This window comes from Staphylococcus sp. HMSC36A10 (assembly GCF_001838845.1).
GTDB classification, from domain to species: domain Bacteria; phylum Bacillota; class Bacilli; order Staphylococcales; family Staphylococcaceae; genus Staphylococcus; species Staphylococcus aureus.
Map to the genome: position 1 here is coordinate 1 of NZ_KV839064.1, position 19,599 is coordinate 19,599.

The 19,599-nt window shown below is 31.9% G+C and carries 16 protein-coding genes and 2 pseudogenes; 3 read left to right on the forward strand and 15 right to left on the reverse strand.

Translation table 11 applies throughout. From position 1 onward, the window contains the following. Positions 1–107 precede the first annotated feature (107 nt). From HMPREF3247_RS00005 to HMPREF3247_RS00040, 8 genes and pseudogenes are all read right to left on the reverse strand, one after another. Positions 108–292, reverse strand: a pseudogene (locus tag HMPREF3247_RS00005) (hypothetical protein). Positions 293–380: 88 nt separating this feature from the next. Next, complete coding sequence (locus tag HMPREF3247_RS00010; RefSeq protein WP_000958531.1) at positions 381–1,445, reverse strand: Mrp/NBP35 family ATP-binding protein; 1,065 nt, start codon at positions 1,443–1,445, stop codon at positions 381–383. 147 nt (positions 1,446–1,592) lie between these two features. Continuing rightward, positions 1,593–3,036 (reverse strand): annotated as a pseudogene (lmrS, locus tag HMPREF3247_RS00015) (multidrug efflux MFS transporter LmrS). A gap of 322 nt (positions 3,037–3,358) precedes the next feature. Next, on the reverse strand, positions 3,359–3,832 hold the full coding sequence (sepA, locus tag HMPREF3247_RS00020; protein WP_000636857.1) for a multidrug efflux transporter SepA: 474 nt from the start codon (positions 3,830–3,832) through the stop codon (positions 3,359–3,361). Positions 3,833–3,930: 98 nt separating this feature from the next. Further along, positions 3,931–5,274 (reverse strand): multidrug efflux MFS transporter SdrM, encoded by a 1,344-nt coding sequence (gene sdrM / locus HMPREF3247_RS00025; RefSeq protein ID WP_001237506.1) that lies wholly within the window; start codon positions 5,272–5,274, stop codon positions 3,931–3,933. 176 nt (positions 5,275–5,450) lie between these two features. Continuing rightward, entirely contained in the window at positions 5,451–6,134 is a 684-nt protein-coding gene (locus HMPREF3247_RS00030; RefSeq protein ID WP_000047255.1) for a PAQR family membrane homeostasis protein TrhA, read from the reverse strand. An 18-nt stretch (positions 6,135–6,152) separates the two neighbouring features. After that, positions 6,153–7,340, reverse strand: coding sequence for a UTP--glucose-1-phosphate uridylyltransferase (locus HMPREF3247_RS00035; protein ID WP_000884735.1), 1,188 nt, complete (start codon positions 7,338–7,340; stop codon positions 6,153–6,155). A gap of 43 nt (positions 7,341–7,383) precedes the next feature. Further along, positions 7,384–7,899 carry a metal-dependent hydrolase gene (locus tag HMPREF3247_RS00040; protein ID WP_000147094.1) on the reverse strand — a complete coding sequence of 172 codons (516 nt, stop codon included), beginning with the start codon at positions 7,897–7,899 and terminating at the stop codon, positions 7,384–7,386. Positions 7,900–8,075: 176 nt separating this feature from the next. Here HMPREF3247_RS00040 and HMPREF3247_RS00045 point away from each other — a divergent pair, with 176 nt between their 5' ends. Beyond that, positions 8,076–8,336 (forward strand): SunI/YnzG family protein, encoded by a 261-nt coding sequence (locus HMPREF3247_RS00045; RefSeq protein WP_001251935.1) that lies wholly within the window; start codon positions 8,076–8,078, stop codon positions 8,334–8,336. Between the two features lie 131 nt (positions 8,337–8,467). Here HMPREF3247_RS00045 and HMPREF3247_RS00050 read toward each other — a convergent pair whose 3' ends face one another. The 4 genes from HMPREF3247_RS00050 to HMPREF3247_RS00065 all read right to left on the reverse strand — a co-directional run bounded on the left by HMPREF3247_RS00050 (position 8,468) and on the right by HMPREF3247_RS00065 (position 13,065). Next, on the reverse strand, positions 8,468–9,838 hold the full coding sequence (locus tag HMPREF3247_RS00050; protein ID WP_001549577.1) for a YjiH family protein: 1,371 nt from the start codon (positions 9,836–9,838) through the stop codon (positions 8,468–8,470). 235 nt (positions 9,839–10,073) lie between these two features. After that, on the reverse strand, positions 10,074–11,042 hold the full coding sequence (locus HMPREF3247_RS00055; RefSeq protein ID WP_000989091.1) for a FecCD family ABC transporter permease: 969 nt from the start codon (positions 11,040–11,042) through the stop codon (positions 10,074–10,076). Continuing rightward, entirely contained in the window at positions 11,039–12,070 is a 1,032-nt protein-coding gene (locus HMPREF3247_RS00060) for a FecCD family ABC transporter permease (RefSeq protein WP_000974914.1), read from the reverse strand. The genes HMPREF3247_RS00055 and HMPREF3247_RS00060 overlap by 4 nt, the downstream gene beginning before the upstream one ends. Positions 12,071–12,081: 11 nt before the next feature. Beyond that, positions 12,082–13,065, reverse strand: a complete 984-nt coding sequence (locus tag HMPREF3247_RS00065; protein ID WP_001214661.1) for an ABC transporter substrate-binding protein — start codon at positions 13,063–13,065, stop codon at positions 12,082–12,084. Positions 13,066–13,231: 166 nt separating this feature from the next. Here HMPREF3247_RS00065 and HMPREF3247_RS00070 point away from each other — a divergent pair, with 166 nt between their 5' ends. Next, complete coding sequence (locus tag HMPREF3247_RS00070) at positions 13,232–13,357, forward strand: hypothetical protein (protein ID WP_031866190.1); 126 nt, start codon at positions 13,232–13,234, stop codon at positions 13,355–13,357. A 100-nt stretch (positions 13,358–13,457) separates the two neighbouring features. Here the strand turns inward: HMPREF3247_RS00070 and sfaC are convergent, their stop codons facing one another. The 3 genes from sfaC to sfaA are packed head-to-tail and all read right to left on the reverse strand — an operon-like array spanning position 13,458 to position 17,472. After that, positions 13,458–14,528, reverse strand: coding sequence for a staphyloferrin A biosynthesis protein SfaC (gene sfaC / locus HMPREF3247_RS00075; protein ID WP_000951637.1), 1,071 nt, complete (start codon positions 14,526–14,528; stop codon positions 13,458–13,460). A gap of 6 nt (positions 14,529–14,534) precedes the next feature. Further along, the gene (gene sfaB, locus HMPREF3247_RS00080; protein WP_000262646.1) at positions 14,535–16,292 is read right to left on the reverse strand and encodes a staphyloferrin A synthetase SfaB; all 1,758 of its coding nucleotides are present in this window, start codon (positions 16,290–16,292) and stop codon (positions 14,535–14,537) included. Further along, the gene (gene sfaA, locus HMPREF3247_RS00085) at positions 16,279–17,472 is read right to left on the reverse strand and encodes a staphyloferrin A export MFS transporter (protein ID WP_000170414.1); all 1,194 of its coding nucleotides are present in this window, start codon (positions 17,470–17,472) and stop codon (positions 16,279–16,281) included. The genes sfaB and sfaA overlap by 14 nt, the downstream gene beginning before the upstream one ends. 101 nt (positions 17,473–17,573) lie before the next feature. On the opposite strand from sfaA, the gene sfaD reads away from it, so the two are divergent. Further along, on the forward strand, positions 17,574–19,550 hold the full coding sequence (gene sfaD, locus HMPREF3247_RS00090; protein WP_001087626.1) for a D-ornithine--citrate ligase SfaD: 1,977 nt from the start codon (positions 17,574–17,576) through the stop codon (positions 19,548–19,550). The last annotated feature ends 49 nt before the right edge of the window (positions 19,551–19,599 follow it).

Here is a 19,599-nt window from a genome sequence, read left to right on the forward strand (position 1 = left end):
GACATATTGTCATTCAGTTTTCAATGTTCATTAATGTTCAATCTCTTTTATTCTACTTCATTTATTTCTTGAAGTCAATAACTTTTTGAACGATTACTTTATTTATTCTATATTGTTTTTATAGTTATTTCAATGGTAAGTTTTACACTTTTGAAATTCTTCTTTAAAAACAACTGCGTCGTTTTTGACGACTTTATCATATTATCAACTTTGGAATTTAAAGTCAATAACTTTTTTAAAACTTTTTGTGTTCACAACCCGCTTCTTTTTCAACGCGTTTATTGCTTAACACAAGAACTTATTTTACCAGCATTCCAAAACAAATCAACATAAAAACGTACAAAATAAAAGTAATTTTGTACGTTTAGCATATATTATACCTATTTATTTGTAGCAGCTATAACTTTTTGTGCAATCGAGCTATAAATTTTACCTAGACGATCATCTGATTGATATATTGACGGTGCAAAATCTTTTGGATTCCAAGATGGTTGCTCTAAAGGTAATTCCCCAAGTAATTGAGTATTAAGTTCATCAGCTAACTTAGTACCGCCACCTTTGCCAAAGACATATTCTTTATTACCCGTCTCTTTACTTTCAAAATAACTCATGTTTTCAATTACGCCAAGAATAGAATGATCCGTATGTTTTGCCATCGCACCTGCGCGAGCTGCAACAAATGCTGCTGTAGGATGAGGTGTCGTTACAATAATTTCCTTACTTGAAGGTAACATCGTATGAACATCTAAAGCTACATCTCCTGTTCCAGGTGGAAGATCGAGTATTAAATATTCAATGTCTCCCCATTTAACTTCTGTAAAGAAATTCGTCAACATTTTACCTAACATTGGCCCTCTCCATATAACTGGCGCATTTTCTTCCACAAAAAAGGCCATTGATATAACTTTAACGCCATGACGTTCAACTGGAATTACTTCCTTCCCTTTAATTCCAGGCTTTTCATCAATACCCATCATATCTGGTACACTAAATCCATATATATCGGCATCTACTAATCCGACTTTTTTCCCTTCACGAGCTAAGGCAACGGCTAAATTTACTGCAACAGTAGATTTACCGACACCACCTTTACCGGAGGCTATTGCAATAAATTCGACTGGATTATTTTGAGATAATAGGCCTTCTATCGTTTTAGGTTTATTTTCTTCTTTTGGTTTAAATTGATTTACTTTTTCTTCCGGCAATGTTTCAAATCGTATACCGACCGTTTTCGCACCGTTTTCTTTTAATGCATTAACAACAGCCATCTGTAAATCTAATTGCGGTGCACCACCTAATTGTGCCATTGCTAATTTAACACTCACATGTTCTTTTTCTTCCTTAATAGAAACTTCAACAATACCTTCTGTTTCTTTTAAAGGCACATCTATAATAGGATCTTTAATTTCTCCTACCAATTCTTTCACTTGATCTACCGTTAACAAAGCAAATCCCCCTTAATCATTTTAAGACATCTACATCATAGCAAATAACAATTTTTGCTTAGTCTATCACTAAAAGTATAAAACTTTTTATTAAATAAAAAAAGCAGTTAGCCTATTATTTTAAATAGACCAACTACTATAATTATTTTAAAATTTCCTTCTATTACTTTCTATTTCTTTAGGTTCTCTTATAAAAAGTGCTATCACATAAGCTGCCATAACAAGCACAGCTACAAAAGCAAATGAGATATCCACCCCTATAGCAATGGATTGCTGTTTAATTTCAGTTGCAGTTAAATGCGATGGCGATGTAGATAAAAATATTTTTGCACCAAAACTCATTAATGTAACCATTAAAGCTGTGCCTAGTGAACCAGCCATTACACGACCAAAGTTCATAATAGCCGTGCCATGTGAGATTTCTTCATTTCTCAAAGAATTAATTCCTGTAGTATTTATCGGCATCATGAGTAAAGAAACTGAAAACATTCTAATTGCATATACGACTATTAAATACGTATAAGATGTGTCTTGTATGCAAGAAACACAACATAATTGTAGTAATTGTTAAAATTGTAAAACCAGTATAAATCAATGGTCTAGGACCATACTTATCATAAAATTTACCTGTAAAAACTGACATAATACCATTTATTATTGCACCAGGCATGATAACAAGTCCTGATAACAAGGCAGATAAAGATAAACTGTTTTGAACATATAGCGGTATAAGCAGCGCAGGTCCAACCATTGACATCATTATAATCATTGAACTAATCGTACATAATGCAAATGTTCTATTTTTAAAAACCCTTAAATTTAAAAGTGCATTAGTAATATTAAATTGTCTACGTATAAATAAATAGATAATAACCATACTTATTATCAACGCACCTATTACTATTGGACTTGTAAATCCTAAATCTCCTGCACTACTAAATGCGTATAGCATTAACCCGAATCCAATAGTTGAATACATTACTGAGCGCTTATCTAATTTCGTATATTTCACTTCATTGTAACTTGAGATTGAAACTAAGCCGAAAACAAAGGCAACTAAAGCAATTCCTACAATTATAATAAATGGTACTCGCCAACTCGCTTGATCAATAATTAATCCTGTAACTGTAGGGCCTATTGCTGGTGCAAATTGAATTACTAAACCTGCTAGTCCCATTGCAAAACCTCGATGTTCTTTACTGAACAATGTAAATAACGTAAATTGCATTAAGGGCATAAGTACGCCTGCACCCATCGCTTGAATTACACGTGCTAACATTAAAACTCCAAAATTCGGAGCTAAGGCTGCAACAATAGAACCTAATAAAAATGTCCCCATCGCCGCTAAGTATAAAGGTCTAGTTTTAATTCTATCCATTAGATATGTCGTCAGAGGTATCATGACGCCATTAACAAGCATAAACCCAGTAACTAGCCATTGCGATGTACTTTCATTAATATTTAATTCTCTCATTATACTAGGTAACGCTGTATTTAATAATGTTTGATTTAAAATAGCTACAAACGCACTAATCAACATAACAGCAACTATGAAGTTTCGTCTCCGGGTTGTTAATTCAACTTTAGCCATCATAATTCCTCCTTTTTAAAACAGATATACACTTGCCCCTTTAATACATATAGCCATTAACATAATGGGAGTAGTACTCAAATGATAAAGAAGCACTACATAATAAATCATTATTGGTTCTTACACATTAGGCACAGCTAATGTGTACTTAAAAAACTAACAATATAACATTGTAGGGCCTAATAATTTATTTTATGTCTCAGACTCATACAATGGTTATTTAACTTATTTACCACAAATTGAGCACTAAGACTCACTATTATCGATTCTTCTATTGAACAAAAAGAAGTTGGAACACATATGTGCCCTCAACTTCAGATATCTATTTTCTATTATTTAAATTTTTACTTTCAGGGTAAAATTGAAGCTTACAAACATATAAGAACCCTATAATAACCATGATGACCCAAAAATCGATATTGATATAAACATAATTTAAATGAATGATGAAATAAAATAACGTTGTTGCAACTGTGTAAGAAATCAAATGAAAAGTCGCGCCTCTAAAATATGCATTTTCAGGCAACATTTTTCTAAAATAATCCATTAAATGCTCGACTGCAAATATGATGAAGTACCCAAAGATTATATAACTGCCATAATATAATAGGTTATCGTACATACTTCTATTATATGTAAAGTCACCCAACCTAAAATAAATAAGTATTCTACTTAATCCATATAAACCAAACCCTAGAAATGTTAAAAAAATCGCACCAGAAAGTACAAAAATAAAGAGAACAATCATTGTAGTTAACAAGTTATAAAACTTATGTTTAAGATAATTCACAATCATTGGCCTCCTTATTAATAAAATATTGAACGATTTATCTAGTATCTAGGAAATTTATTATTTCTTACTTTAATTACACTACATCAATTTTAATCATAATTCTATTCTTTTGATTGAGATGACTGTTCTTTAAAAAATACGACCCATAAAACAATAAGCCCAATGCTAATTACAGCAACAGCACTTAACACATTGTGTAAGTTTGGACCAAAGATTCCTGATTGTATCGCATAAAGATATCCCATTATTGTTGAACCTATTGATGCCCCAAGATTTTTAGTTAATCCATAAAATGACATCATTTTCTTCATTTGTAATGGGCTAGTTTCCTCTTGGACAATTACACTATCTTTCGTATAAATATATCCAAAACTTAATCCTGCCAAAATTAACACAAATGCTATAAGTACCGGCAATTTAATACCAAATGAAATGATAATACTACTTACTAGTAGCAATGTAAATGATAGTAAGTAAATAACTTTCCTTGATAGTTTTGCTTCAATTCGATGTAAATTAAAATTCAATGTAATCCAAGCTACAGATAAAGGAAAAATAACCAATCCACTTTGCAATGGAGATAATCCTAGTTGTTCTTGAAGGTAGACTGGAATATATAAATTGAATCCCATTAAACAAATAGCTGTTAGAAGGTCTGTTATAAAAACTAAAGTAATTGAACGATTAAATTCCACCACAGGTAAAAATGGTGAAGAAACATGTTTTTCTACTTTAAATAAACACATTGCCACAACGATAGCTAAGATAAAACTCAAGAAATTTAAAAGTAATAGCTGTTGGTTTAATAAAGCAAACATAATCAATCCAATAAATACATAAAATAGCGTGAGCCCTTTAGTATCAAATTTTGATTTAGCAACTGTTTCTTCCTCTGGAAAATGAAATGTCCATATAACTAATATAATGGCAATGATCGCAATCGGTATATTTATGTAGAATAACCAATGCCATGTTGCAAATTCTAATATACCACCACCTAGAAGCGGTCCAATGATACTCGAAATACCCCAAACACTGCCAACTATGCCCATAATTTTATATCGTAACGGAATTTCAAATGCTAACTTTGGAACAATTTGCGATAATGACATCAATACACCTGATCCAAAACCTTGTATCACGCGTGATATAATTAGCATAGTAAAATTAGTACTTAAACCACACATAAAACTACCTATACTAAATAAAAGTAATCCTGCAATTGCCACATAAATAATTTTAAATCTCGAAAGTAATTCGCCCACTATAGGATTGGCAATTACTAATGCGATAAAATACGCTGTGAAAATTAATGAAATTAAATTTCCTGCATTTAAATCTTGTTTAATTGTAGGTAATGCAAGCGAAATAATAGATGATTCAATCGCTGACATAAACATAATTAATATTAAAGCTATAACAGTTATGATTGACTTTAATCGCATGAAATACCTCCTTCTATAAATTTATTTATAAGATTTTATTTACAAATAATTGGTTTTCATATGTATAAACACTTTTGACTTTCAAATCTTAACGATAATTCTATTACAATACAATCCCCTATTAGAATGATTTATGTAATAAAAAAAGCGGAGTTTCCCCCAGCTTTTCTAAACGACTACATAAAATATAAGATCGCAATTAAATGCAATAGTGATGCTATTACAATAAAAATATGCCAAATCATATGAAAATATGGTCTATTCTTTTGTGCATAAAACCATGCACCAATTGTATAAGACACACCACCTAAGAAAATGAATAATATGAATATCCATGATGTGCGAATAAAAATAATTGGTAACAAGATAATACCTACCCAGCCCATCACTAAATAGACAATTAAGCTTAACTTTTGGTTAACTTTGACAGCTATGGATTTATATAAAATACCCCAAAGTGTCGTTCCCCATAATAAAATAAATACTGTCCAACCTATCCAACCACCTACAACTGTTAACAAAATAGGCGTATATGTACCAGAAATTGCTACGTAAATCATACTGTGGTCGATAATCCTTAAAATATATTTATGGGGTGTTTCATTTTGCATAGAATGATAAATAGTAGATGAAATAAACATCATAAAGATAGAAATAACATAAATAGACATACTCACAGACGCAAGCGTACCATGTGCAATATAACTATGCACAGCCGCATAGGGTAACACTAATAATGTTAACAAAGCTGCAACACCATGAGATGCCGCATTACCAATTTCTTCTCCAAATGATAAAGGGATGATATCCTTAAATGTTTCTACGATTGTGTCATTACTTTTTTTAGTTGATTTGGACATCATAGTCACCGCCTATCATTAAATTAAACCCATTCTACGTAAATCTTCTGTTGCAGTTGCAACACTATCTTTACCTTCTTTATTTTTAAGAGGTGAAAATTCTTCTTCTCTAGGAACTTGTAACGTGACAAAACTAGTTCCATAAGTAAATATGTCAAAATAGAACAATTCGAATTTTAAAGTTGGTTGTTCAATAACCCCAAAGTTCTCATCTAATTGTTTCAAATTCTTAATAGCTAAATGATAAGGTAACTCACGATTTACAGCGTTTAAAATAAAACCAAGTTTAAATGCATGAATACCGATATTAGCATTGTTAAATTGATTTGCAACTTCTGGATCTAATTCTGAATACTCCAGTACTGTATCTTTACAATCGACATTAACTAAACGTCCAACACTTTCTCCTGGTTTTGGTTGAATCGTTTTAGAAGTAATATCGTAATCATGTTCTACCGTAAATCCTGCAAATAGTGGATCCAACACTTTTACTAAAACATTGTCGATATTATTCAAGAAAATATACTTAACGCCATTATTAGACATTTCTTCTAAGTATCCTGCCTTGTCTAAAGATTTAAACACGCCACCATTACCATTCGGCGTTTCCATAATACGACCCTGTTGATTTAAAATTAACTTCCCTTCTTCACTAAGCGCCACAATATTATCTTGTTTAAAGAAATGGATTGCTTCTTGATCATATCCAAAATAACTATGTGCTTCGAAATAAGCTAAAGTTTCTTCATGATTGATATCACTTGTCATAATATACCATTGAATCGTATGTCCAGATTGATGATTCAATGTTTTTAATTGGTTAGCTTGAAGTTCAAATAAACTTACACCTTCAATTTCAAACGAACCTTTAGGGCCCTTGTAACCAAGTCTTGTTCCTTGACCACCTGCCATCAAAAGTACTGCAAATTGTCCTTCTTTAATAGCTTGAAGCCCTTGTTCCTCTAAACGCTTAATCTCATCATCACTCATTTGTGATTTAATATCATATTTCACTTCAGAAACTGCAGATACATCATCTATTGTTTTCTTATTGATGTATAAATCGTTATATAATTTGGCAATAAAATCTAAATCTAATGACGCTACCTTCTCTTCAAGTGCTTCTTTTTCATTGTTACTCATTATTTTTTCATATTCACACAAATGATCTTGTTTATATTTAGCTAATTGATTTTTATCTAGCATTTTATGCCTCCTGCTGAGTTTGTAACCTTTAATAATTTATTTTCTATAAAAACTTAGTATTCCAGTTGCTTATTATATCATTGATGAAAGGCTGAAATAAAACATAAACTGTTCCGACCATTAACGCAGTAGCTAAAGATAAGTCTACAAGTCCACCTGTTTTAAATTGGATCGGTGTCTTCACATTAAACGGTAACGGATAAAATAATTTCACGCCTTTTGGTGTTATCATATCTAGTATAACATGTGACACTAACCCAATTATAATTGCTGCCATATAATAATTAGGCGTCTGAATAATTTGCAATAAAAATGCTATGATTGCGATAAATAATATTGAATGCGTAAAGGTTCGATGTCCAAAGATCAATCTCACAAAAAAACTAATTACCTTAAACCTTCTGCCAATCTTACTTTGAGTGTGACATATATCAGGTAATAAGCTAGCTAGAGTTGCTAGAATGATAACCGTAACCGACGAAAAAATATCCGTTTGAAAATATTGTGTTGTTAGCGCTCCAACGAGCATGCCGCATGAAGCATGTGTTTTACCTGTCATATTTGTTCTCCTTTAATACTCACATTTTACCATATCCCTAACAAAAACACGAACATATTTTCGGGTTAAAATTCATTAGTATGACACAATTTAAAAAAGTATCACATAACTCTTGAAAACGATTACAAAATCGTTTATGATGTATTTACAAAATATTTAAAGGATGTGTTTGAATAATGGCAATGACAGTAAAGAAAGATAATAATGAAGTGCGTATTCAATGGAGAGTTGCTGATATCAAAATTCCTACAAGTGAAATTAAAAATATTACACAAGACCAAGATATTCATGCAGTTCCTAAATTAGACAGCAAAGATGTATCTAGAATCGGCTCAACATTTGGTAAAACGAATCGCGTTATTATCGATACTGAAGACCACGAATACATTATTTATACTCAAAATGATCAAAAAGTTTACAATGAATTAACTAAATAAATTGTATAAAAAAATCATTCATGGTGAGGGCTTCATGAATGATTTTTTTAATTGATTCAACACCCAGCAAAAACAAATACAAAAGGACAACTGTTCTCATAATTTTAACAGTTGTCCTTTTTCACATATATTTATAACAAAAGATGTGCCATCAAAGAAATAATTGGTAGTGTAATGATTGTTCTAATCAAGAAAATCATAAACAATTTGCCGATACTTACAGGAATCTTCGAACCAAGTATGACGCCACCTACTTCAGACAAGTATATTAACTGCGATATACTAAGTGCCCCAATAACAAAACGAGTTATATCATTTTGTACACCTTCAATTAATATAGAAGGTAAAAACATATCGGCAAAACCGATAATAATCGTTTGAGAAGCCTGTGCCGCTTCAGGTATTTGCATTAACTCTAAAAATGGAACAAAAGGTTTACCCAATATGACAAAAAAGGGCGTGTAGTTCGCAATAATGGTAGCAATAGTACCAATACTCATCACTACAGGCAAAATAACAAACCACATATCAATGACTGTTTTTAATCCTGACTTAAAAAAGTCAATAACGCCCGGTGCTTTAATACCAACTTCTGTTGCAGTATCAAAGCCATGTCTCAATGCCGTCTTTCCTTCTGGCAATGCCTCAGTACGCGCACTTTCAGGTACCTCCTTAGCATACTCATCAGGAATTTTATTTAAAGGCCAAATTCTTGGCATAATGACTGCTGCAACGAGGCAGGATACTATCACTGATAAATAGAAAGCAAAAAATTGATTTTGCATGTGCACTGTTTCAGCAACTACAATTGCAAAGGTGATAGAAACTACACTAAATGTCGTTGAAATAACTGTTGCCTCACGACGAGAATAATATCCTTCACCATATTGTCTACTTGTAATTAAGACCCCAACAGTTCCGTCTCCAATAAATGATGCTAAATTATCTACCGTCGAACGTCCTGGCAATGTAAATAAAGGTCTCATAACCGGTCTAAAAATAGGACCCAACATCTCTAACAAACCGTATTCCATTAATAGCGGTAAAAATAGAGCTGCAAATAAGAATACTGCCACTAATGTTGGCAATAAACTTGAGAACAATAATCCACCCGTTTCATCTGAGTAAATAACCTTTGAACCAATTCGTAAAAATGTCATCCATGCAAAAACAACTGCTAATATTCGTAAAATTAACCAACCAATTCTAACGTTAAAAGCATTGTTCATTAGCCCGTCAGGTTTCAATTTATCTTTTAAAATAGTTGAACAAATCAGAGTTATGATACCCGATAAAGTAATTATCGTCACAATTAAAAATGGCATTACGCCACCTAATACATCTTTAAGCACGCCTGCTAAAAATGCCACGGGCAACGTTGTTTGCTTCTGTCCATCTTGTTCGACTGGAATTGGTACTAAAAATAATAAGATACCAATTAAAGACATCGTAATAAACTTAAGTCTCCCAATAACTATCTCTTTCCTTGAAAAGCTATCCATAAAATCAATCCATTTCTCTATGTATTCGTTTTAAGTATATACAGAATTCTATTCAGTTAACAAACATATTCCTTATCATTCTATCTTTCAAAATGTTTATGTATGCAAAATAATGAATAATTACAGTTATTAAATATACGCTATTTCTTGTAATTTTTCAAGATGAATTCAAAAAAGGTTAAGTACAATTACTGATTTCGTACTTAACCTTTTTTAAACTCTAATCATATGTTAGTTATTTCATTCTTCGTAATAATATTAAGAAGTATGGTGCACCGATAATTGCAATGATAACCCCAACAGGAATATCCAGTGGCGGATGAATGCCACGGGCTAAACCATCTCCAAATGTTAACAATATAGCACCAATTAACCCCGACATGATAATAACGTGTAATGTTTTATTTCCTATTAATTGTCTCGCAATATGAGGTGCAATTAATCCTAAAAAGCTAATACCACCGACAACTGAAATTGCGGATCCTGCTAATATTACTGCTAAAATTAACAATAGCATTTTAATAGTTTTAACTTTTAAACCGAGTGCGGTTGCAACAGCATCACCTAGATTCAATACATCTAATTGATAACTCAATAAAATGATGATTGGTATCGTTATTAAAAACCAAGGTAATATAGTATAAATATTCGACATATCATGTCCATATAGACTACCTGTCAACCAAACAAGCGCTTTGTTTGCTTCCAGTGGATTTCTGATTAATAAGAACTGCACAATCGCCGTACATATTGCGCCTATTGCTAAACCAATTAAGGCAAGCTTTGAACCTTTAACATCATATTTTGAAATTAAAAATGATAAAAATAAACTTACTGCAAAGGCACCTAAGAATGAACCTATAGGTAATACAAACAATGGTGCTGTTGGAAAGGTCATAATAATAATCACAGCAGCTAAACTGGCACCTTTAGAAATACCTATAACATCAGGTGAGGCTAACGGGTTTCTTATTACAGCTTGTATAATTGCACCTGAAATAGCCAAGCTACTGCCGATAATAATACCAAGTAATGTTCTAGGTATACGATACTCATTTAAAATAAAATCATCTTGTGTAAAGATTCCCTTAATAGCATCAATCGGATGAATCATGACAGACCCTACACATAAACTTATGAATATACTCACAATTAAAAGGATTGTGATTAAACTATAACGACGTATAATTTTCGTTGTCATCATATTCTTTTCACCCCTTTAATCGTTATAAATAAGAAGTAAAGTGCACCTACGAATGATGTAACAATCCCTACTGGTGATTCATAAGGATATGTAATTAAACGACTTAATACATCTGATAGTAGTAACAAATCTGCACCTATAATAAATGTTAATGGAATCATGACTAAATAATTCTTACTCACATAGCGTTTGACTATATGCGGTACGATTAAGCCAACAAAGCCAATTGGTCCTGCCACTGATACCGACATACCTGTAAGAATAATGACTAATAGTCCAATGATAATTCTAACTTTATTTATATTTTGACCTAATCCCTTAGCAATGTCATCGCCTAGTTCCATTATCGTTAGTTGACGTCCAATAAAAATCGTTACAATTAAAGCACCAATAAGCCATGGTAGAATGGTTAAAATTTCATCCCACTTCATACTGGATAATGAACCGACAAGCCAAAACATCACTTGTTCGTTTGAATTCTCATTCAAAATAATAATACCTTCGGTCATACTACTAAAAAACAAATGGATGGCCATACCAGCCAATGCTAATTTAATGGGTGTCATACCTTTCGTAGCACCTGAAAGTGTATAAACAGTTAAACCACCTATAAATGCACCTATCACACCTAAATATAATGCATAATATTCTAATGATGGAATGATAATCGTCACAAATACAATGAAAAAAGATGCACCAGAACTGACACCAAAAATTTTAGGTGATGCTAGCGGATTGCGTGTCATTGCTTGCATTAACAAACCAGATACCGCTAATGCACCGCCAATAAATAACCCTGCAATCATCCTTGGCATACGTACATTATGCAATAAAAACGTTGCTTTCGTATCTGTATGACCAGTAACATAGTGAACGATATCGCTAAAATTAATTTTCGAAGAACCAATCGCCATATTTAAATATATACAAATAAAAAGAAAGCACAAACTCACTATATACGTGAGTGTTGTGCGTCTTTTTCTTTTATGATCTATGGCAGATTGGCTACTTATTTCTTTTATAGCCATTTACTTCCACCTTACTTTTGTTCTTTTTTTGATAATTCAACAAGTTCTTTAGCCATTTCTTCAGAAGAAATTAAGCCACGAGATCTTGCCCAAACATCACGGTCAACAATATCCACGCGATTATTTTTAACTGCATTCAATTTTTTCCATGTTGCATCTTCTTGTAATTTCTTGAATTCAGCAGAATCTTTTTTAGCGTGATCAGTCATAATGATCATACGCTCTGGATTTAAATCAGCTAAATGTTCAGTGTCTAATTGTAAGTAAGGTCCTTTCAAATATTTACTTAAACCTTTTGTTACATCGTCACTTAATGCATTTTTAAATCCTAGTTCGTTTAAAAATTGTCCAACATATGAATAGTTTGGATGTGCTAATAAACCAGCTTTAGCAACTACTGCTGGAAGCACTTTTTGATTTCTATCAAATTTAATTTCATCTTTATACTTATTGATTAATTTATCATGCTCAGCAAGACGTTTTTCGCCTTCTTTTTCTTTATTTAAAGCTTTAGCAATTGTTTTGAACGAATTAATGTTTTGTTTGTAGTCTCCATCAAAACTCTTTAATGATAATGTTGGTGCAATTTTGTTTAATTCTTTATTAATACCTTTATGTCTACTGCTATCAGCGATAATTAAATCCGGTTTTAATTTACTAATTTCTTCTAAGTTTGGCTGTTTACGTGTACCTACAGAAGTATAATCCCCAATTTTTTCTCTAACTGGTTTAATGATACGTTTTTTCTTACCATCATCAGCAATACCAACTGGTTTAACGTCTAATGCTGCTAATGCATCTGCAAATGAGTACTCTAATACAACGATACGTTTTGCATCTTTAGGTACTTTTACTGTACCATTTTCATCTTTTACCGAAATAGTATCTTTAGTTGATGATTCTTTTTTACTTGAATTATCCGTATTACCACAAGCTGCAACTAAAAGTAAGGCAACTATTAATCCCAATATACTAAAAGTTTTTAGACCTCTCATCGTTCCACTCCTTAATATGTATAACTTCATTTATTATTTTATTGATAACAATTATCATTGTCAAGTAACGTTCAATCTTTTTATATTACTAAAATGTATGACTATATATATTTCCTCTAATAATTATGACTACAATTAGCACATTTCCTTAGAAAAAATACTGATAATGTATCATTGCTATTTCATCTTTGCATTAATACAATTGACACCATTTAGCATGACCGTTATCCCTGTAACTCAGCTGATATTATCTGTTGCAATTTTATGTGACGAACTGTTGCACTTAATTTGATAAATCAACAAATACAAAAAATCTAAGTTGAACAATTATGATACAACCGTGCAAACGATATGTAGTATAACTTGTCAACTTAGACTTATTGATAAATATATTAATATTGGTTTACCATAGCAGGAGATTTCACATCAAAATTTTGAAGTAGCGTATCAATCTTTGAATCATCAATATATACCTTATGTAAATTTTTCATATACATCGAATGAGAAAGTGCTTCATAATTTAATGAAAAAGATATATGATCTCCAACTTGATAGTGTCCTTGACCATTTAAATCAAGCATTAAATGATCACTCGAAGCGCCTAAAATATTGATATGCTGATCCATAGGTGAAATATTATCGACTTTTGTATCTAAATAACCAATATCTACAATAGCTTGTAAGAATGATTCATGCGTTTGTGTATTAACTCGAGGTTTAATTTCTAAAATCTCAGCCTCCAATGTAATCGCATCTTGATATAACATAGCTATCGCTTGATTTGTCGTTGTATCAACACCTCTAAACAACGTTTCACCTATTCGCAATTCATTTATTTTACCCAAATCATTATATAAAAGTTGTGGTAACATGCTCGAATTACCACCTGAAATAATTTTCAATCGATATCCTATTTCTCTTTCAACAGCTGAGACGAATCGATTAATCATAAAGATATCATCATCACTTGGCGCATCAGATTTAAAACACATAAAATTGAATGCTAAACCTACAAAATGGATATTTTTCAAGTGAATAATCTCTTTAATATAATCTAAAACATCATAAGTCAGAACACCTTCACGGCCATCTTTCCAATCTACCATTAATAAAATCTTATGTTTTTTTCCTAAAACTTCTGCTACTTCATTTATTTGATGTATGGTAGATAATTCTGTTTGGATACTCATATCAACTTTTTCTATCATATCTGAAATCTCTTTTTTGGCAGGCGTACGCAATAACGTATATGTTAAATCCTGATCTGCAATACTAATTATGTTATCCAATCTGGATTCTGCAACATGATTGATACCTAACGCTTTTAAGCTTTCTACAATTGTACGGTCACCAGCTATGCACTTAATTACTGGTGTGAATTGCATATTTTTACTTTGAAAAACTGTTTGAAGTACTTTGGCGTTATATTTAATCTTCGATATATTTATGTTAACGTGTGCCATGTAGTACTACACCTCTTTTTTTATCGGATTATCTAACTCAATATTTAAATATTGCTTTACTTTATTTTCCATTCTCATATTTAACAACGCTTTGACAGTAATTGTTGGTCCAAACAAAATATCTTTTAACTCATTTGCATGTGGTAGTGTTGGGTTAATAGCATGCGCTACTACTTGCTGTACTATGTTAAATAATTCGGTTTCTTCAACACAATCATACTGATTAAAATGATGGATTAATTCTGCCATTTGATTTTGAATAACAGCATGTTGAAATTTTGCAATCACTGCATCTATAGAATCAGCTATTAAACTATCATTTGTAATTTTAATATCTGATACACGATGTTGTAATGTTTCTAAATCAATTCTAGAACCACCTAAATCTCTCACTAAAAATTGAATGTCAAAATGTGGCCCCAAGTTCACTACTGTATTTTGCATGTGTGCTTCTAAAGCAATTCCATAATTTTGAATAAAAGCAATTAAAGGCGGGATTAATGCTTGAGCGTATCGTTCAATAAATGTCGTAATACTTTCTTTAGTAATTCCTTGATTTAACCACTCTAAGTAACTATCCACGATAACTTTTTGATCTATTGGATTTTTATTAACTAGACTTGCACTAACCACTGTTGCACCTTTTCCATCAATTTCCGGCTTTTGTCTTATAATACAAGCAAGCTGACGTGCCCTATCTTTATCAACATTTGCATATTCACCGAACGGTTCCATAGCAACTTTAAATCCTGGATATTGATTCAACATGTTTTGTAAAGCATAACTTAACTTTGGTCCATCTACAGTAGTCACAGTTGAGACTGTTCTAACGGCACTTGTTGCTTGTACATCGACGGGCAACTTAACATGGTATGGTTTATCAATTAAAGACATCGTCCTAAATGATAAAGTTGCTTTTGAAAGTATTGTAAACGGCGTTGGAATTAATATTTTTTTAGCAATCCATGCTTCAAAATATTTCCCTATCGTATGATCATATTGCCAAGGATGTACTAAAATCGCTCTATAGTCTTCACTTTTCAAACCTAAACTCTTTAAAAACACACGAATCTGATTGTAGTATTCGGGAATTATTTCATCAATAATAAATTGATCATTACCATCCATAGCTGTGCAAACAACATGGTCTTTTTCAATCATCATAATTTGCAAAGGGATTTCTTTTTCAAACTCAGGTGCATATGCTCGTACTTCTTCCATAGTTAAGGGCAATTTCGTTTTGGTTAAAGGGTGTGTTGGATGCCCCTCTGGTACCAAACTCTCAGAATAAGTTAAATCATCTGTCTTATCACTATCTTTTACATGTTGTAACCATGAAAAAAAGTTAATATCTTGTGGTAACCTTGAAAATTTAAAACTTTGACTTATTAACGTTTGTCTGTGAGACATTTGCTTATATGTTTCAACTAAACTATCTCGACTGTGTATTAACTCTTCGCGTAGTCGCTCTGAAATAGGGATATCAAAGTCATGATTCAACACATCTAATAAACCTTCTAAAGTTATAATTAATGACGTTTCACCTTTATTTAAATAAGTAATATCACCTGTAAACTCATAGCGTTCTAATGCACTTTTTCTAACAACTTCAATAGTCAACACATGCATATGATACTGAATTTCAATTAAAGATCCTTTTTGCGAAATAAATGTTTGCTCGGGGTAAATACGTTCTTTAATAATGGCGTTAATTACACGATATTGAATATTTCTATCTGCCTTTGCCCATTCAAGATATACCATGATTACTTTCCTCCAACTTTAACTTCAACTTTCTATTTATAAAATAGAATACCATTGTAATGCATATAGTACTTATTCCCATTATTGAAAAAGTTCTAACAATGCCAAACACATCTGCACATATACTCATTAATAGACTTCCCAATGGAATCATACCTCTATCCATCATAATAATACTCAGTACTTTACCACGTTCATAATCTTTAACATTATTTTGAAAATAAACGCGATTTGTCGTACGTGCCCATTGACTAAATAACCCAATTAATGTAATACAAATGAACATGATGACAATATTGTGAAATACCACACCTAACAAAGCAATGCCAAATAAAAATGAACTTAAATAATACATATTTACCATACCAATATATTTAAGTACTTTAGGTAAAACTAGCGTTGCAATAATACCACCAATGGCACACATCGTCATAGCGATACCAAATATTTCAGATTTCCCCGGAAATACTTTGTTTGTCAAAACTGGTAAAAGTGTCGTATATGAAAAACCTGTCGCCATAATCAATAATGATGTTATAAATATTTGTCGACCTTCCATATGTAATTTGAAGTAATCTATAATGACTTTTAACGGCATGTATCTTGTTGCATCTTCAGGTATTTTAGTTACTTTAAAATGTAATGGTAAACATAATAAAACTGCGATAAAATAACAAATTGCCTGTGCAAGAAATGTTGTTGGCGCATGATAGACTGCTAATATGACACCAGCAATGGCAGGCCCTATTGAACGACAAATATTAATGATGAATGAATGAAATGATACAGCTTGTGTAGTAGATATTTTATCTGATAACTCTGGTAAGATTGCTTGTCTTAAAGGTGTTTCAACCGTACTTAAAATCCCTCTTAATGTCGCATATATAATAATGACGCTAATTGGAATTGCAGTGAAACTATACGTGAGCACACATAAAATTGCAGTTACTAAAAATGATGATGAAATTGTAATTCTCAGCAATCGCCCTTTATCATATTTATCGGCAATTGCCCCTGCCCACACACTTAGTAATAATATTGGTACAAGTCTGCAAAAATTGACAATCCCCAGATAAACTGCGTTATGATAAGTGGTAAGTACAAACCAATTTAGCCCTATTTGTCCAATCCAATTACCTAGAAATAGTAGAAAAGAACTGCTAAAAAAATATTTTGTCATAAAACTTACACCCGCATTCTGTTGATAATAAGAATCATTATCATTAATATGGATTATACAAATCTATCTTGCTTTTGTAAAATATTTCATAGAGGTGAATTATGAACTCGAACTTAATTTTTAAAGAACAGACATTAAAATTTAACAAAGAAGAACAAAAAACATATTTATTTTTACAACAACATAATAATGATTGGGCTAATATTTTTAAAGAGATGATTTTACAAGGAAGAGATAAAGTCACTCAGAGATTAGTCACATCAATGCATCGCGAAAACTTAGTTAAAGCGCGCACTCAAAGTAAGAAAATATTGAGTCGTGATTTGATTATGTTAGATATCTCAACGACTCATATACTAGAAATCCAGTTCCCACAAGCTAAGCAAACATTATATGCTCCTATCACTGGAGAACACGCCTTTGATCGAATTGATGTTGAAGGCCCTTTCTACATTAAAGATAACATTACAAATACGATTACACGAGTACACCATCCAAATGAAATTCTTGAGTGTATTTTAATTGAAGCACCAGATTTAAAAAATGCTGCTAGTGATCAATTTCAGCAAGATTTAATAAACAGTGCAACTAATATGACATTTGCAATTAGCTATCAAGCACTGTCAATGCAACATGATTCTGCACCTTTATTTAATATTATCGAAAATAGCGAAGATAGTTACTTGCGTTCAGAGCAAGCCGTTATTGAAGGTCATCCGCTACATCCTGGGGCTAAATTACGTAAAGGTTTAAATGCATTACAAACATTCCTATATTCTTCAGAATTCAATCAACCTATTAAGTTGAAAATAGTACTGATTCACAGTAAATTAAGCCGTACTATGTCACTGTCTAAAGATTATGATACAACTGTTCATCAACTATTTCCGGACTTAATTAAACAATTAGAAAATGAATTTACGCCAAAGTTTAACTTTAATGATTATCACATTATGATTGTTCATCCATGGCAATTAGATGACGTATTACATTCTGATTATCAAGCAGAAGTAGATAAAGAATTAATCATTGAAGCAAAACATACGTTGGATTATTATGCCGGTTTATCTTTCAGAACATTAGTTCCTAAATACCCAGCTATGTCGCCACACATCAAATTGTCGACAAACGTTCATATTACAGGTGAAATTCGTACATTATCAGAACAAACGACGCACAATGGTCCACTAATGACACGTATTTTAAATGATATTTTGGAGAAAGATGTCATATTTAAGTCCTATGCATCAACAATTATTGATGAAGTTGCTGGTATTCATTTTTATAATGAGCAAGACGAAGCAGACTATCAAACTGAACGAAGTGAACAATTAGGTACATTATTTAGAAAAAATATATACCAAATGATTCCACAAGAAGTCACACCATTGATTCCTTCAAGCTTAGTTGCAACCTACCCATTTAACAATGAATCACCTATCGTGACATTGATTAAACGTTATCAATCAGCTGCATCATTGTCTGATTTTGAATCATCGGCGAAATCGTGGGTTGAAACTTATAGTAAAGCATTGCTTGGTCTCGTAATCCCACTAGTTACTAAATATGGCATTGCATTAGAGGCTCACTTGCAAAATGCTATTGCAACATTTCGGAAAGATGGTCTATTGGACACGATGTATATTAGAGACTTTGAAGGTTTAAGAATTGATAAAGCACAACTAAATGAAATGGGATACAGTACATCTCATTTCCATGAAAAATCAAGAATTCTTACTGATTCAAAAACGTCTGTGTTTAACAAAGCCTTTTATTCTACCGTTCAAAACCATTTAGGCGAATTAATTCTTACAATCTCTAAAGCATCAAATGATTCAAACTTAGAAAGACATATGTGGTATATCGTTCGTGATGTACTAGATAACATTTTTGATCAACTTGTACTTTCGACACACAAATCTAATCAAGTAAATGAGAATCGCATAAATGAAATTAAAGATACCATGTTCGCGCCATTTATAGATTATAAGTGTGTTACAACAATGCGTCTTGAAGATGAGGCACATCATTATACTTATATTAAAGTTAATAACCCTTTGTATCGAGAAAATAATTAAGGTTATAGAATTTTATTAATCGTGAGCTCAAGGATTACATTAACTTATT